General features: G+C 73.9%; 13 protein-coding genes. 6 read left to right on the forward strand and 7 right to left on the reverse strand.

Features of this window, described 5'->3' with window-relative positions:
* Nucleotides 1-164: 164 nt before the first annotated feature.
* Nucleotides 165-1,388: a cytochrome P450 family protein gene (locus tag HNR68_RS10055; protein WP_179719801.1), complete on the forward strand. Its 1,224-nt coding sequence runs from the start codon at nt 165-167 to the stop codon at nt 1,386-1,388.
* A 4-nt stretch (nt 1,389-1,392) separates the two neighbouring features.
* Here HNR68_RS10055 and HNR68_RS10060 read toward each other — a convergent pair whose 3' ends face one another.
* Both HNR68_RS10060 and HNR68_RS10065 read right to left on the reverse strand, forming a co-directional pair.
* Entirely contained in the window at nt 1,393-2,892 is a 1,500-nt protein-coding gene (locus HNR68_RS10060; RefSeq protein ID WP_179719803.1) for a potassium/proton antiporter, read from the reverse strand.
* Nucleotides 2,893-3,035: 143 nt separating this feature from the next.
* The gene (locus tag HNR68_RS10065) at nt 3,036-5,024 is read right to left on the reverse strand and encodes an arabinofuranosyltransferase (protein WP_343050044.1); all 1,989 of its coding nucleotides are present in this window, start codon (nt 5,022-5,024) and stop codon (nt 3,036-3,038) included.
* 224 nt (nt 5,025-5,248) lie between these two features.
* On the opposite strand from HNR68_RS10065, the gene HNR68_RS10070 reads away from it, so the two are divergent.
* Entirely contained in the window at nt 5,249-5,875 is a 627-nt protein-coding gene (locus tag HNR68_RS10070; protein WP_179719805.1) for a DUF2567 domain-containing protein, read from the forward strand.
* A gap of 5 nt (nt 5,876-5,880) precedes the next feature.
* On the opposite strand, the gene HNR68_RS10075 is transcribed toward HNR68_RS10070, so the two are convergent.
* From HNR68_RS10075 to HNR68_RS10085, 3 genes are read right to left on the reverse strand one after another with little or no spacing between them, the layout of a single operon-like run.
* Complete coding sequence (locus HNR68_RS10075; protein ID WP_179719808.1) at nt 5,881-6,828, reverse strand: DUF8017 domain-containing protein; 948 nt, start codon at nt 6,826-6,828, stop codon at nt 5,881-5,883.
* 49 nt (nt 6,829-6,877) lie between these two features.
* Complete coding sequence (locus HNR68_RS10080) at nt 6,878-7,555, reverse strand: LON peptidase substrate-binding domain-containing protein (RefSeq protein ID WP_179724868.1); 678 nt, start codon at nt 7,553-7,555, stop codon at nt 6,878-6,880.
* A gap of 48 nt (nt 7,556-7,603) precedes the next feature.
* Nucleotides 7,604-8,254, reverse strand: coding sequence for an NUDIX domain-containing protein (locus tag HNR68_RS10085; RefSeq protein ID WP_179724870.1), 651 nt, complete (start codon nt 8,252-8,254; stop codon nt 7,604-7,606).
* Nucleotides 8,255-8,398: 144 nt separating this feature from the next.
* On the opposite strand from HNR68_RS10085, the gene nadA reads away from it, so the two are divergent.
* The 4 genes from nadA to HNR68_RS10105 all read left to right on the forward strand — a co-directional run bounded on the left by nadA (nt 8,399) and on the right by HNR68_RS10105 (nt 13,057).
* Nucleotides 8,399-9,430 carry a quinolinate synthase NadA gene (gene nadA / locus HNR68_RS10090; RefSeq protein WP_179719810.1) on the forward strand — a complete coding sequence of 344 codons (1,032 nt, stop codon included), beginning with the start codon at nt 8,399-8,401 and terminating at the stop codon, nt 9,428-9,430.
* Nucleotides 9,427-11,031, forward strand: a complete 1,605-nt coding sequence (locus tag HNR68_RS10095) for an L-aspartate oxidase (RefSeq protein ID WP_179719812.1) — start codon at nt 9,427-9,429, stop codon at nt 11,029-11,031. The genes nadA and HNR68_RS10095 overlap by 4 nt, the downstream gene beginning before the upstream one ends.
* Nucleotides 11,028-11,876 carry a carboxylating nicotinate-nucleotide diphosphorylase gene (gene nadC, locus HNR68_RS10100; protein WP_179719814.1) on the forward strand — a complete coding sequence of 283 codons (849 nt, stop codon included), beginning with the start codon at nt 11,028-11,030 and terminating at the stop codon, nt 11,874-11,876. The genes HNR68_RS10095 and nadC overlap by 4 nt, the downstream gene beginning before the upstream one ends.
* Nucleotides 11,877-12,109: 233 nt before the next feature.
* Complete coding sequence (locus tag HNR68_RS10105; RefSeq protein ID WP_343050046.1) at nt 12,110-13,057, forward strand: CPBP family intramembrane glutamic endopeptidase; 948 nt, start codon at nt 12,110-12,112, stop codon at nt 13,055-13,057.
* A gap of 7 nt (nt 13,058-13,064) precedes the next feature.
* On the opposite strand, the gene HNR68_RS10110 is transcribed toward HNR68_RS10105, so the two are convergent.
* Both HNR68_RS10110 and HNR68_RS10115 read right to left on the reverse strand, forming a co-directional pair.
* The gene (locus tag HNR68_RS10110) at nt 13,065-13,883 is read right to left on the reverse strand and encodes an SAM-dependent methyltransferase (protein WP_179719816.1); all 819 of its coding nucleotides are present in this window, start codon (nt 13,881-13,883) and stop codon (nt 13,065-13,067) included.
* 158 nt (nt 13,884-14,041) lie between these two features.
* Nucleotides 14,042-14,833, reverse strand: a complete 792-nt coding sequence (locus HNR68_RS10115) for a carbon-nitrogen hydrolase family protein (protein ID WP_179719818.1) — start codon at nt 14,831-14,833, stop codon at nt 14,042-14,044.
* Between the last annotated feature and the right edge of the window lie 19 nt (nt 14,834-14,852).

The following is a 14,852-nucleotide window of genomic DNA, read 5'->3' on the forward strand; positions in this document are numbered from 1 at the left end:
TCCGGTGGGCGCTCCCCGGTGGCTGGGGGAGCGCCCGCGCTCGCTCGCGTGGTGGCGACGACGTACCGGCCAGGCTGAGGCGGTTCTCAGGTCCGGGTGACACGCGGCCGTGAACGGGGTTCACTGGGAGGAGCGGTCACCACTGCCGAGTGCGAAGGAAACCGATGTCCACCACCGAGGCGCGCACCGAAGAGCCCGTCTTCGACGCCGAGTTCGTCAACGACCTGCACGCGCGGTACGCCGAGATCCGCGGCACCACGCCGGTCCAGCGCATGCGCACCCAGAACGGCCTGCCGGTCTGGGTCATCACCCGGTACGCCGACGCCCGCGCCGCGCTGGCCGATCCCCGGCTGAGCAAGGAGGGCGCGCGGATCCGCGAGGTGATCAACGCGAACCTGCCGCCGGACTCCGACCGCCGGGCGTTCGACGACTCGTTGGCCGCGCACATGCTCAACACGGACCCGCCGGAGCACACCCGGCTGCGCAAGCTCGTGGTCAAGGCGTTCACCAGCCGCCGGGTGGAGGCCCTGCGCCCGCGGGTCGAGGAGATCACCGCGCGGCTGCTCGACGGGATGGCCGAGCGTTCCGAAGTGGACCTGCTGGACGCCTTCGCGTTCCCGCTGCCGATCCAGGTGATCTCCGAGCTGGTCGGCGTGGACCAGGAGCGCCGGGACGAGTTCCGGGCCTGGACCAACGACCTGGTGGACGCCGACCGCGACGCGGCGGGCAAGGCGGTCGTGGCGATGGCCCAGTACCTCGTCGAGCTCATCGCGGACAAGCGCACCCACCCCGGCGACGACCTGCTCACCGCGCTGATCCACGCCACCGAGGACGAGGACCGGCTCAGCGACCAGGAACTCGTCTCGATGGTGTTCCTGCTGCTGGTGGCCGGGCACGAGACCACCGTCAACCTCATCGGCAACGGGGTGCTGCACCTGCTGCGCCACCCCGAGCAGTGGGCGGCCCTGCGGGAGGACCCGGACCTGGTGGCCGGGGCGGTGGAGGAGATGCTGCGCTTCGACGGGCCGGTGACGCACGGGACCTTCCGCTTCACCACCGAGCCGCTGCCGGTCGGCGACCAGGTCATCCCCGCCGGGCAGGTCGTGTGGGTCGGGCTGGCGGCGGCCAACCGCGACCCGGAGCAGTTCCCGGAGCCGGACCGGTTCGACATCACCCGCGACGCGCACGGGCACCTCGCCTTCGGCCACGGCATCCACTTCTGCCTCGGCGCGCAGCTGGCCCGCCTGGAGGCGCAGGTCGCGCTGCGCGGGCTCGTCGAGCGGTTCCCGCACCTCAGCCCGGCGGCGCCGCTGGACGAGGTGCAGTGGCGCTTCAGCACCCTGATCCGCGGCCTGCGCGCCCTGCCGGTCCACCCGCACGGGAGCTGAGCGCTCACTCCGGGTCGCCGCGTTCGCCGAACCAGTGCGCGAGCTTGCCCCGCCGGCTGACCGCGCGCAGCCGGCGCTCCGCGGCGGCCCGGTGCTCCAGCGTGGTGACGACGAGCAGCTCGTCGCCCATCTCCAGGTAGGTGTCCGGCAGCGGGACGAAGGCGCGGCCGCCCCGCACGATCAGCGGGATCACCGAGGGCTCGGGCAACCGCAGCTCGACGACGGTCGTGTGGTGCAGCCGCGACCCCGGCGGCACGGTCATGGTCAGCAGCTCGGCGCCGACGACGTTGAGCGGCACCGACTCGACCTGGAGCTCCCGGGTGACCTCGCGGGGGATGATGCCCAGCAGCCGGGCCAGCGGGCGCAGGCCGGGGCCCTGCACCAGGGTGAAGACCACGACCAGCACGAACACGATGTCCAGCACCCGCTCGCTGCCCGGCACGCCCTGCACGATCGGGTAGGTCGCCAGCACGATCGGCACCGCGCCGCGCAACCCGGCCCAGGACAGGAACACCTGTTCCCGCCACGGGACGCGGAAGGGCAGCAGCGACACCACGACCGACAGCGGGCGGGCCACCAGCAGCAGCACCAGGCCGACGACCAGCGCGGGCAGCACCAGGGCGGGCAGCTCGCTCGGCGTGACCAGCAGGCCGAGCAGCACGAACAGCCCGATCTGCGCGAGCCAGCCGAGGCCCTCGGCGAAGGAGCGGGTCGCCGCGCGGTGCGGCAGCCGCCCGGTGTTGGCCAGCACCACGCCCGCCAGGTAGGCCGCCAGGAACCCGCTGGCCTGCGCGGCCCCGCCGGCGGCGAAGGCGACGAGGCCGAGCCCGAACGTCGCCACCGGGTACAGCCCCGAGGCGGGCAGCGCCAGCCGCGGCAGCACCTGCGCGCCGGTCCAGCCGATGAGCAACCCCATGATCCCGCCGATGACCAGCTGGTAGACCAGGTTCCCCGTGATCTCCAGCGGCGAGGGTTCCAGCGGGACGGTGCTGAACAGCAGCACGAAGATCACCGTCGGGGCGTCGTTGAACCCCGACTCGGCCTCCAGCAGCCCGGCGAGCCGGCGCGGCAGCGGCAGCACCCGCAGCACGGAGAACACCGCCGCCGCGTCGGTGGACGACACGATCGCGCCGAGCAGCAGCGACACCTGCCAGTCGATGCCGAGCAGCAGGTGCGCGCCCAGGGCCGTGATGACCACGCTGGCCCCGACGCCCACGGTGGCGAGCACCCCGGCGGGCACGATGACCCGTCTGATGTCGGTCCACCGGGTGGTCAGCCCGCCCTCGACGAGGATGACCGCGAGCGCCGCCGTGCCCAGGTTCTGCGCGAGCTGCGCGTCGTGGAACTCGATGCCGAGCACGTCCTCGCCGAGCACCACGCCGAGCGCGAGGTACAGCAGCAGGCTGGGGAGCCCGAGCCGGGAGGCGAGCAGCGCGGCCATCGCCCCGGTGAGGACCACGAGGCCGCTGACGAGCAGCACCACGTACAGCTGCTGCAGACTCATCGCATCCCCGCTCGGCCGCGTGCTCCGTGGACCAAGTACAGCAACAACGACCGGGGAACGCGGCCCCACCACGCCCGACCCGGTGGCGATCGTGTCCCGACGTCACCCCGGGACCGGGACCCGGCGCGGGTTCGGGACCGCGGTCAGCGGAGGGCGATGATCGTGTAGGGGCCGACGTCGCGCTTGACGAAGCGGGGGGAGTCGAAGACCGCGGGGTCGAAGTGGACGTCGTAGTCGCGGACGTTCGGCAGCTGCGGGAAGGCGTCGGCCTTGAGCTGCAGCACCAGCTTGGCCTCCTGGCCCGGGGGCAGTTCCACGTCCGCGTACGGGCTGGCCGGGTTGGTCAGGATGAACACGTTCGGCGTGCGGAACGCGCTGTCGCGGAGCATGCCGAGCAGTTCGTCGCTGGTCTTCGCGCCGGCCCACCGGTGGATCTCGGCGGCGCGCTCGTCGTAGTCGGCGAGCGGGTTGGCGTAGTGCGGCGTCTCCTGCTGGAAGCCCCAGTAGGGCTTGAAGGACATCAGCTTGTAGTCGGTGCTCAGCAGCAGGTTCTGCTCCGGGGCGCGGCCGGTCAGCTCGGCGACCGCGCGGATCTCGTCGTCGAGCCACGCCCCGGGCTCCTCCGGGTCGCGGTGGCCCTTCGCGTTGTCGCCGGTGGGGTAGTAGTCCTCGTAGGCGGTCTCGACCGAGTCCGCCAGGGCGAGGCCGATCGCGCCCTGGTTGATCGTGATCGCGCCGAGCATCCCGAGCGCGCAGGCGACCATGCTGATCTGCAGCGCGTACCGCCGGTCCAGCACGCGCCGCGCGTACCCCACCAGCTCCAGCAGGCCGAACACCCCGGCCACCGCGAGCGTGACGTCGAGGATGACGTTGAGCCGGAAGGCCAGCAGCGTGGTCTTGGCGACCAGCGCCAGCGTGGAGAGCACGAACCAGCAGTAGACCGCGATGACGATGGTGAGCATCGCCGCCGCGACCTCGCTGCGCCGGCAGCGCGCCAGCAGCCACACCAGGCCCGCCAGGCACAGCACGCCGAACGCGGTGCCCTGCATCATCGGCACCGGCAGGAAGGCGCCGTCCTCCGGCAGGTAGTGCTGCGCCGCGCTGCGCGGGTTGTCCAGCAGGAAGCTGGTGCCCAGCAGGTAGGGCAGCCAGACCAGCAGCGCGATGACCAGGCTGACGATCCCGATCGGCAGCAGCCGCAGGAACAGCTGCCGCACCGTCGGCCACCACGCGCTGCCCTTGTGCACCCGGAAGGCGCCGATGAGGACCGCCATGGTCAGCACCATCAGCACCGCGAAGCCGAAGTGCAGGGTGTAGGTGATGGAGGCGAAGCCGACGTAGACCCCGATGCACACCAGCGTCCACCGCGGGGCCTCCGGTCGCCGCAGCGCGTGCCAGGTCAGCACCGCCACCGGGGCCAGCCACGCCGCCGACGGCCAGGCGTAGGGCTCCTCGACGCCGTGCAGCATCCCGGCCAGCGCGGTGGCGATCGCGGCCAGCAGCGCGATGCGGCGGCGCAGCACGACGCTCCACAGCGTGAACGCCACGACGGTGGTGACCGCCACCCAGGTCAGCGCGTACGGCTTGTACGCGGCCCAGCCCTCCCAGCCGATGAGGTTCGCGAACCGCCCGCCGAGCCAGAACCAGCCGCCCGGGTAGTAGGGCGGGGTGTCGACGTAGTTCATGTCGGCCAGGCCGGGCGTGCTGGCCATCCGCGTCATGTACTGCATGCGGAAGCCGTTGTCCACAGAGGACCCGCCGTAGTAGTACCGGGTGGCCTGCAGCGGAACGGCCAGCGCGATCGTGCTGAACGCGCTCAGCGACACCCAGGTCCCGAGCACCTGCAGCCAGCGTGGCGAGCGGCGGTGCCCGACGGCCAGCAGCAGGAACAGCGCGGCCAGCACCACGCCGCTGCCCACGGAGGCGAGCGCCTCGGGCGCGTAGCTGGGTTCGCTGATGCTCAGACGCGCGGCCGCGAACTGCAGCAGCAGGCTCACCACCGCGGCGACCACGGCGCACAGCAGCAGCTCGGCGACGGTGCTGCGCAGCGGCAGGCGGACGGCTGAGTCCCGCCGCGGTTCGTCGATCGGGCTCGGTCCGGTCAACAGGAGGCTCGGCAGGATTCCCGCCACTTCACGCGTCCTTCGGCGTAGCTGACATGGGGGCTCGCGCAGAATAGATGATGTGCGCTGCGCACCCCGTCGTCGGGTGATGCGGGCAGTGTGCGGGAGACCGCTAGGGTGACCGGAGCGGCCGGTCGCCGTTGCGAGATCGCGGGTCCCGCTGGAACCGTGGTCGGGTACCCGGAGGAACCGCAGCCCGGGACTGCGGTCAGGCGCCACGAGGAGGTCGGCGGGTGGCGGACAGCGCCCAAGCACCCGGCGGGGAGTCCTGCGGCACTCGTGCTGCCCCGGAACGGGTGGGGGCCGGGGTGGAGCACCTGCTGGTCCCGCACGCCGCGGCGGCCCCGGTGCCGCGCGTGGTGGTCAAGGCCGACCTGCTGCCCGCGGTGAGCGCGGTGTCGCTGGTCGCGCTGCTCGGGCTGCCGCTGGGCTGGCTGTGGTCCCGGCTGGCGCCGCCGCAGCAGAGCGTGCTCGGCCCGAACGGTTCGCTGACCCCGCTGCTGGTGGAGAGCTACCACGCCTTCGACGCGATCGCGATCTTCTCCCTGCTGTCGTTCGGCACCGGCCTGCTGACGTCCTCGGCGCTGTGGTGGGTGCGCCGCCGCCGTGGCCCGGTGCTGCTGGTCGCGGGCGTGCTGGGCGCGCTGCTGGCGTCCTGGATCGGCGTGCGGACCGGCGCCTCGTTCGCCGCCGAGCTGTACCCGGTGCCCACGGACCCGCAGCTGGGCGATCTGGTCACGGTGGCCCCGGAGATCAGCACGTGGTGGGTGCTGCTGGTGCAACCGCTGGCGGTGGCCCTCGGCTACGGCCTCGCCGCCTCCTGGAACGGCCTCGACGACCTGGGCCGCCGCCGGGCCTGAGCCGGTCAGCCGTCCGCGCGGAAGGACCGGGTCAGCTTGTCGAGGTCCTCCGCGCTGAACGCGCCTTCCACCTCCTGGTCGGCGGCGGCGAGGAGGACCACCGAGCTCGCCCCGTCGCTGTTCGTGGCGAGCACGCTGGCCAGCACCGACGGCGAGTCGCACGGTCCCGGGTTCGGCAGCGTCACGCGCGCGGTCACCCGGACCGCGGGGATGCCGCCGGGGAGCGAGATGTTCTCGGGCGCGCCGGTCTCGACCACCGGGGGGACGTCGTTGCGCGTGTAGGCCAGCTCGATGAACTTGGCCAGCGTCTCGGTGGCCACCGTGGTGTCGTCGGGCCCGCGCCGGGCGGTCGCCCCCGCGGTCGCCCGGTAGCTGCGCGGGTCGCCGGGGCAGAAGCCGACCTGGTAGTCGGCCACCCCGGTCATGGTCACCGGGTCGTCCGGCGGGCCGAAGGCGTGGATGTTCTCCGGGTCGGGGTCGAGCTCCCAGTCCATCGGCACGTCGTAGAGCGCGGTGCGCTTGGGCACCCGCACCACCTGCCAGCCCGGCACCACCGGCGTCAGGTCGGCGTTGGCCGCCGTCGTGGGCGCGGTCGAGGTCGCGGTCGACGTGGGGGTGCTCCGCGTGGTGGGCTGCGGCGGGGGCGGCCCCGCCTCGTCCCGGCCGCTGGTGGCGAGCACGACGACGGTGGTGACGAGGCCGATCACGGCCACCGCGCCGAGCGCGATCGCGGCGACCAGCGGCCCGCGGCTCTTCTTCGGCGGCTGCGGGCCGGGGAACCCGCTGACCACGCCCGGGTACTGGGGTGGCTGCGGCGGCTGGGTGAACGCGCCGAAGCCCTGGTACTGCGTGCCGGACGGCTGGCTCGGCGCACCGCCCAGCGGTTGACCGGTCAACGGGTCGTACTGCTGACCGTGCTGGTGAGGACCCCAAGGACCACCGGGTGAGGACATGCGGTGATCCTAACCAGCCCCCCGGCCGCGGTCGGCCGGAACCGGAACGTCAGTTGGTGCTGGTGGGTTGGGCGAACTCGGTCAGCGGCGCGGGCACGGCGCGCAGCTCGCGGAGGAACTCCGCTTCCCGCAGCAGCAACCGGCGGACGAGGCGCAGCCGGGCCAGCGGGTCGGTCTCGGCCAGCAGGTCCTGCCGGTCCTCCACGGTGAGCACGCAGTCGTCGGCGAGCAGGTAGGACAGGTCCGCGAGGTCGACGTCGGCGCCCGGCGCCTCGCGGCGGCCGCCGCGCAGGCCGGTGGCGTGGTAGCGCTCGTGCGCCGCGCGGGCCGCGGTGGTCAGGTGCTCGCGGCGGGCCGGCGAGTCCCGCTCGGGCTCGGTGTCCGGCAGCCACTGCACGTTCGCGACGAGGTACGGCGCGGTGCTGCGGTCGATCTGCAGCAGCCGGAACCGGCGCTCGCCGGTGGCGCTGACGTCGTAGCGCCCGCCGGGCAGCTGGCGGACGGTGTCCAGCACGGCGGAGCACCCGACGTCGTACATCGAGTCCACGTTGTCCTCGCCGACCTCCCAGCCCTGCTTGATGGCGACCACCCCGAAGCGGCGGTCCGGCACGGCTTCGCCGACGAGGTCCTCCACCAGCTGCCGGTAGCGCGGTTCGAAGACGTGCAGCGGCAGGTGGCCGCCGGGCAGCAGCACCGACCCGAGCGGGAACAGCGGTAGGACGTCCAACACGCCCCCAACCTACTTGCCGTCCCGCGCGCCGGCCTCGCGAGAAGGTCAGCTCGGTGGGCGGAACACGGCGAACGGGTCGGTGACCTGCAGGTCCCGGCTGGTGAAGCGGAACAGCGCCGGCGGTCGGCCGCCCGAGGGGCCCGCGGGGACGGTGCGGCCGGTGGGTTCCAGCGCGCCGCGGCGGGTGAGGACGCGCTGGAGGTTCGTCGCCGCGACCTGGTAGCCGAGCGCGGCGGAGTAGATGCCGCGCAGCTCGGAGACGGTGAACTCGGAGGGTGCCAGCGCGAAGCCGATGTTGGTGTAGGAGAGCTTGGCGCGCAGCCGGTCCCGCGCGGCGAGCACGATCTCGTGGTGGTCGAAGGCGGTCGGCGGCAGGTCGTCGACCGGGTGCCAGCGGGTGTCGGCGGGGACCTCGGGGTCGACGTCGGAGGGCACCAGGCCGAGGAAGGCGGTGGCCACCACGCGGCGGTCGGGCACCCGGTCCGGGGCGCTGAAGACCGACAGCTGCTCGACGTGCGACAGCTTGTGCACGTCGACCTTCTCGGCGAGCTGGCGGCGGATCGAGGTCTCCACGTCCTCGGTGGCGGCCAGCCGCCCGCCCGGCAGCGCCCAGCGGTGCACGTGCGGTTCCCGCGCGCGCTGCCAGAGCATCACCTGGAGCTGGTCGTCGCGCACCCGCAGCACCCCGGCGAGCACTTCGTGACCGGCGTCGCAGTCGTGCGGGCGCTCGGCGGTGTTAGGATGAGGCACGTTTTCGATTATAAGGCGAAAACCTCGGAGCGCGTGTCCGGGGTGCGAACGGGCCTCCCGGCCACCGGGGGATCCGGCGAGGAGGACGACATGGCCGTCACCGCCACGTGGGAGCGGACCGACGCCGGCTACACGGGCGTGCGGGCCGACGCCGAGTGGGCCCGCGAGGTCCGCGCGCTGGCCGAGGAGCGGGACGCCGTGCTGCTGGCGCACAACTACCAGCTGCCCGAGATCCAGGACGTCGCCGACCACACCGGGGACTCGCTCGCGCTGAGCCGCATCGCGGCCAGCAGCACCGCGAGCACCATCGTCTTCTGCGGTGTGCACTTCATGGCCGAGACCGCCAAGATCCTCAGCCCGGACAAGACGGTGCTCATCCCGGACGCCCGCGCGGGCTGCTCGCTGGCCGACTCGATCACCGCCGAGCAGCTGCGCGCCTGGAAGGCGGAGTTCGCCGAACGCACCGGCACGCCGCCGGTCGTGGTGTCCTACGTCAACACCACCGCCGAGGTGAAGGCCGAGACCGACGTCTGCTGCACCTCCTCCAACGCGGTCGACGTGGTGCGCTCCGTCCCGGCCGACCGCGACGTGCTGTTCTGCCCGGACCAGTTCCTCGGCGCGCACGTCAAGCGGGAGACCGGCCGGGAGAACCTGCACGTCTGGGCCGGGGAGTGCCACGTGCACGCGGGCATCAACGGGCCGGAGCTCGCCGAGCGGGCGGCGGCGGACCCGGACGCGGACCTGTTCATCCACCCGGAGTGCGGCTGCGCGACCTCGGCGCTGTACCTGGCGGGGGAGGGCACCGTCGCGGAGGAGCGGGTGAAGATCCTGTCCACCGGCGACATGCTGACCGCGGCGCGCTCCACGGGCGCGCGGTCGGTGCTGGTCGCCACCGAGGTCGGGATGCTGCACCAGCTGCGCAAGGCCGCGCCGGAGATCGACTTCCGCGCGGTCAACGACCGGGCCTCCTGCCGGTACATGAAGATGATCACCCCGGCGGCGCTGCTGCGCTGCCTGCGCGAGGGCGCCGACGAGGTCGACGTGCCCGCCGACGTCGCCGAGCGCGCACGGGCCTCGGTCGAGCGGATGATCGCCATCGGCGCGCCCGGCGGCGGCGAATGAGCTGGGAGGCGGGCGCGGACCTGCTCGTCGTGGGCACCGGTGTGGCGGGCATGACCGCCGCGCTGCGGGCCCGCGAGCTGGGCCTGCGGGTGCTGGTGGTCAGCAAGGACACGGTGTCGGCGGGCAACACAGGCTGGGCGCAGGGTGGCATCGCCGTGGTCCGGCCCGACGAGCGCGACCCGGAGGACAGCCTGGAGCAGCACGTCCAGGACACCCTCGCCGCGGGGGCCGGGCTGTGCTCGCGCACGGCGGTGCGCGAGGTCCTGGCCGGCGGTGCGGCGGCGATCGAGCGGCTGCGCGCGGCCGGTGCCCGGTTCGACGTGGGGGCCGACGGGGCGCTGGCGCGGACCCGCGAGGGCGGGCACAGCGCGTTCCGCGTGATCCACGCGGGCGGGGACGCCACCGGTGCGGAGGTCCAGCGCGCGCTGGCCGAGGCGGTGCGGGACGGCGGGATCCCGGTGCTGGAGCGGCACTGCGTGGTCGAGCTGCTGCGCGGCGAGGACGGCGCGGTCGCCGGGGCGCTCGCGCTGGACCCGGCGGACCGGCCGGGCGTGCTGCACGCGCCCGCGGTGCTGCTGGCCGCGGGCGGGCTCGGGCAGCTCTACGCCGCCACCACGAACCCCGAGGTGTCCACTGCGGACGGTGTGGCGCTGGCGCTGCGGGCCGGGGCGACGGTGGCGGACCTGGAGTTCGTGCAGTTCCACCCGACGGTGCTCTACACGCCGGGCGGCCCGCGCGGCCGCCGCCCGCTCATCACCGAGGCGGTGCGCGGCGAGGGCGCGGTGCTGGTCGACGTGCACGGCCGGCGCGTCATGGCCGGCGAGCACCCGCTGGAGGACCTCGCGCCGCGGGACGTGGTGTCGGCGGCGATCACCCGCCGTGCCGCGGAAACCGGTGCGGAGCACGTCTTCCTGGACGCGACGGGCATCGGCGCGACGTTCGCCGACCGGTTCCCGACGGTGCACGCGGCCTGCCGGGCGGCCGGGATCGACCCGGTGCGCGACCCGATCCCGGTGGCCAGCGCCGCGCACTACTCCTGCGGCGGCGTGATGTCCGATGTGGACGGACGCACGGCGGTGACCGGTCTCTACGCGGCGGGCGAGGTGGCCTGCACCGGGCTGCACGGCGCGAACCGGTTGGCCTCCAACAGCTTGCTGGAGGGCCTCGTGGTCGGGGCGCGCGCGGCCGAGGCCGCGGCCAAGGACCTGGGCTGCGGACGGCTGACCCGCCGAGGGGTCGGCGAGGTGGTCCCGCCCGCGCTGGCCGTCGTCGACCGCGAGCTGCTGCAGACCACCATGAGCCGCCACGCGGGCATCGGACGCTGCGAGGAAGGGCTCGCCGAGGCCACCAGGGTCCTGGACGGTGCGGCGGTCGTCCGCCCGCTGCGGACCCGGCGGGCGGTGGAGGACGCCTCGCTGCTGCTGGTCGCGCGGGCACTGCTCGCCGCGGCCCGGCAGCGCGCCGAGTCGCGCGGCTGCCACCGGCGCACCGACTTCCCGGACACCGACGACCTGCGCTGGCGGCGCAGCACGGTGTTCCGGCTGGACGCGTCGGGCTGGCTCATCCACACCACCGCCGGGATCACGAGGAGCGCGGCATGACGATCGACATCGACCAGGCCCGCGAGGTGGTGCGCACCGCGCTGGCCGAGGACCTGCGGTACGGGCCGGACGCGACCACCGAGGCGACGGTCCCGGCCGACGCGGTCGCCGAAGCGGCGTTCGCCACCCGGCGGGCCGGGGTGCTCGCGGGCCTGCCGGTGGTGCGCCTGGTGCTCGACGAGGTCGTCGGCGCGGACGGCTACGCCGTGCTGGCCGAGCGCGCCGACGGTGACGCGCTGGCGGCCGGTGACACCGTGCTGCGGGTCAAGGCGCCGGTCCGCGGCCTGCTCACGGCCGAGCGCACCGCGCTGAACCTGCTGTGCCACCTGTCCGGCATCGCCACCACCACCGCGGCGTGGGTCGAGGCGGTGGCGGGCACCGGCTGCCGGGTGCGGGACAGCCGCAAGACCCTGCCGGGCCTGCGCAGCCTGCAGAAGTACGCGGTGCGCTGCGGTGGCGGCGTCAACCACCGGATGGGCCTGGGCGACGCGGTGCTGATCAAGGACAACCACGTGGTCGCGGCGGGCTCGGTGGTGGCCGCGGTGCGCGCCTGCCGGGCGCACGCCCCGGACCTGCCGATGGAGGTCGAGGTGTCCACGTTGGACGAACTCGACGCGGTGCTGGCCGAGGACGTGTCCCTGGTGCTGCTGGACAACTTCACCCCGGAGCAGTGCGCGGAGGCGGTCCGCCGCGTCCGCGCGGTCTCCCCGGGCACGGAGCTGGAGGCCTCGGGCGGCCTGACCCTCGACGTGGCCCGGGCCTACGCGGAGACCGGTGTCCAGTACCTGGCGGTCGGCGGTCTCACCCACTCCTCCCCGGCCCTGGACCTCGGCCTGGACATGTGACCACGCGCTGCGCGCCAGCAGGCAGGTCGACCTCGTGCGCGAGCGGGTCCGGCCCCGCCGGCAACCGCTCCTGCCGAGGAGCAGACCCGTGTCGTCGGCTCCGACGGGTGGCGGAACGCGGTCAGGCGTCCGTCATCGTCAGCGTCAGCTCGCACGACGGGGTGGGCACCTCGCGTGACCGAACGCTACCCGTGGTGACCGGAGACAACGGCATCGGGGATGATCCGGGTGTGGTGAGCGATCGGGAAGAGCGCCGTCCAGGACCTGACCGACCCGACCGGGGGCTGCCGTCACCGCTGCTGGGTGGGATCGACCGGGCTCGGCGGCCCACCGGGCCGGTGCTCGGGGTGGCCGTGGTCGTGGTGTGCCTGCTGGTCGGGCAGACCGCCGCCGCCCTGGTGCTGTTCCCGCTGTTCGGGGCTTCCCCGACGGCCGCGCGCGGCGGGTCGATGACACTGGTCGACCAGCTCGCGACGATGCTCAGCTTCCTCGGCATCGCCGGGATGCTCGCGCTGTGGGTGCGGCTGAAGGAGCGACGGCCGTTCGGCAGCCTCGGGTTCCTCCCCGCCTCGCGCGTCGGGGTGCACCTGGCGACCGGGGCGGTGGTCGCGGTGGTGCTGCTGGGCGTGCCGGTCGGCGTGAACCTGCTCAGCGGGCAGTTCGACGTCGCGGCCGTGCACACCGCGCAGGTGGGCTGGGCGTTCGTCGCGCTCGTCGGGTTCGCCGTGCAGGCCGGCACGGAGGAGGTCCTCACCCGCGGCTACCTCGTGCAGGTCACCTACCGGAAGTGGGGCCTGACCACCGCGGTCGTCCTGCAAGCCGTGGTCTTCTCGCTGCTGCACGGCACCAACCCGGACGTCGGCGCGGTGGCGCTGGTCAACATCCTGCTCATCGCGCTGCTGCTGGCGTTCTGGGCGCTCGCCGAGGGCGGGCTGTGGGGCGTGTGCGCCTTCCACGCGGTGTGGAACTGGTGCCAGGGCAACGTCTACGGCATCGAGGTGTCCGGCATGGACGTCCGGACGACGGTGCTGACCACCGTCGGTGCCCCGGGCAGCGCGGAGGTGCTCACCGGCGGCGGGTTCGGCATCGAAGCCAGCCTGCTCACCACCGCCGTCCTCGCCGTCGGCACGGTGCTGGCGTTCCTCGCCTTCCGCCGCCGCGTCCGGGCCGCGGCGCGGTGACGTCGCCTCAGGGCTTGCGGCCCAGCCCGGCCAGCGTGGTGGTGTCCTGCCGCGAGACCTCCGAGGGTTCCGCGCGCCACAGGCCGGACCGGACCACCCCCGGCTCCACCAGCTCCAGCCCGGTGAAGTAGCCCGCGATCTCCTCCGGCGAGCGGTGGTTGTACGGGACCGCGCCGGACTCCGCGTACTGCCGGGCCGCCTCCACCGCCACCGGGTCGGTGTCGTCGACGTCGAACAGCGCCAGGTAGGAGCCCGACGGCAGCGCCGCCAGCAGCGTGTCCACGATGGACCGCGCCTGGGCGTGCTCGGGGATCAGGCCGAGGATGCCGAACAGGATCAGCCCCACCGGCTGGTCGAGGTCCAGGGCCTCCCGGGCGGCCTCGACGATCGTCTCGGGCTCGCGGACGTCGGCGTGGACGTACCGGGTGCTCCCCTCCGGCGTGCTGGTCAGCAGCGCACGGGCGTGGGCGAGCACCAGCGGGTCGTTGTCGACGTAGACGATCCGGCTCTCCGGGGCGGCCCGCTGCGCGATCTCGTGGGTGTTCTCCGCGGTCGGCAGGCCGGTGCCGACGTCCAGGAACTGCCGCACCCCGCACTCGGTGACCAGGTGCCGGACCATCCGCCCCAGGCAACCCCGGCTGGCCTGTGCCGCCGCCTTCATGCCCGGGAAGACCTCGAGGAACTCCTCGCCGGCGGCCCGGTCCACCGCGTAGTGGTCCTTGCCGTCGAGCCAGAAGTTCCACACGCGGGCCGCGTGCGGCACGGTGGTGTCCATCTCGTCGGAGACGGTGGACCCCCGTACCTGGATGTCTTCGGATTCGGGCATTCCGGGTTCTCCCTGGAGCATCGGGTCGATCACTGGCAGCTACTGTCTACCTCATCACGGCCCCGTGCTGGGAGGCTTCGCGCGGATCGGGCCGCGACCACCCGGAACGCCCACCGCGGACCGCGGGCACCCCCGGCGGGAGGCGCCCGTGGTCGGCGTCAGAAGCGGCGGTTGGCCAGGACCGGGATGGCCTGGCGGGCCTGCTCCACCGCGGCCGGGTCCACGTCGACGACCAGCACGTCCGGGGCGTCGCCGAGCTGCGCGTGGACCTGGCCGAACGGGGTGGCGACCAGGCTGTGGCCGATGCCGGTGGGGGCCTTGCCGCTCGGTTCCCGGCCGACGCTGCGCGGGTCGGCCTGGCCGACGGCCACCACCCACGACGTCGAGTCCAGGGCGCGAGCGCGCACCAGCAGCTCCCACTGCTCCCGCTTGCCCTCGCCGGCTCCCCAGGACGCCGAGGTGACGATCACCGAGGCGCCCCGGTCGGCCAGCCTGGTGCACAGCCCGGGGAAGCGGACGTCGTAGCAGGTCGTGAAGCCGATCGTGGTGCCGTCGAGGTCCACCGTCACCGGCTCCGCGCCGGGAGCGACGGTGTCGGACTCGGCGAAGCCGAACGCGTCGAAGAGGTGGATCTTGTCGTAGCGGGTGTCCAGCCCGCGGCCGGTGATGAGCAGCGTGTTGGTGACCCGGCCGTCGTCAGCGGGGGTGAACATGCCCGCCACCACGGCGACGCCGGCCTCACCGGCCAGCCGCCGCACCTCGGTGGCCCACGGCCCGTCCAGCGGCTCGGCCAGCGGGGCGAGCGTCACCCCGAAGCACGCCATGGTCGCCTCCGGGAACACCGCGAGGTCGGCCCCGGCCTCGGCGGCCCGGCGGACGCCGTCGGCCACCAGCTCCAGGTTCGCCGCCGGATCCGGACTGCTCACGATCTGGCACAACGCGATCCGCATGCACACCCTCCACAACGTT

The sequence above is a fragment of the Saccharopolyspora hordei genome (assembly GCF_013410345.1).
GTDB lineage: Bacteria > Actinomycetota > Actinomycetes > Mycobacteriales > Pseudonocardiaceae > Saccharopolyspora > Saccharopolyspora hordei.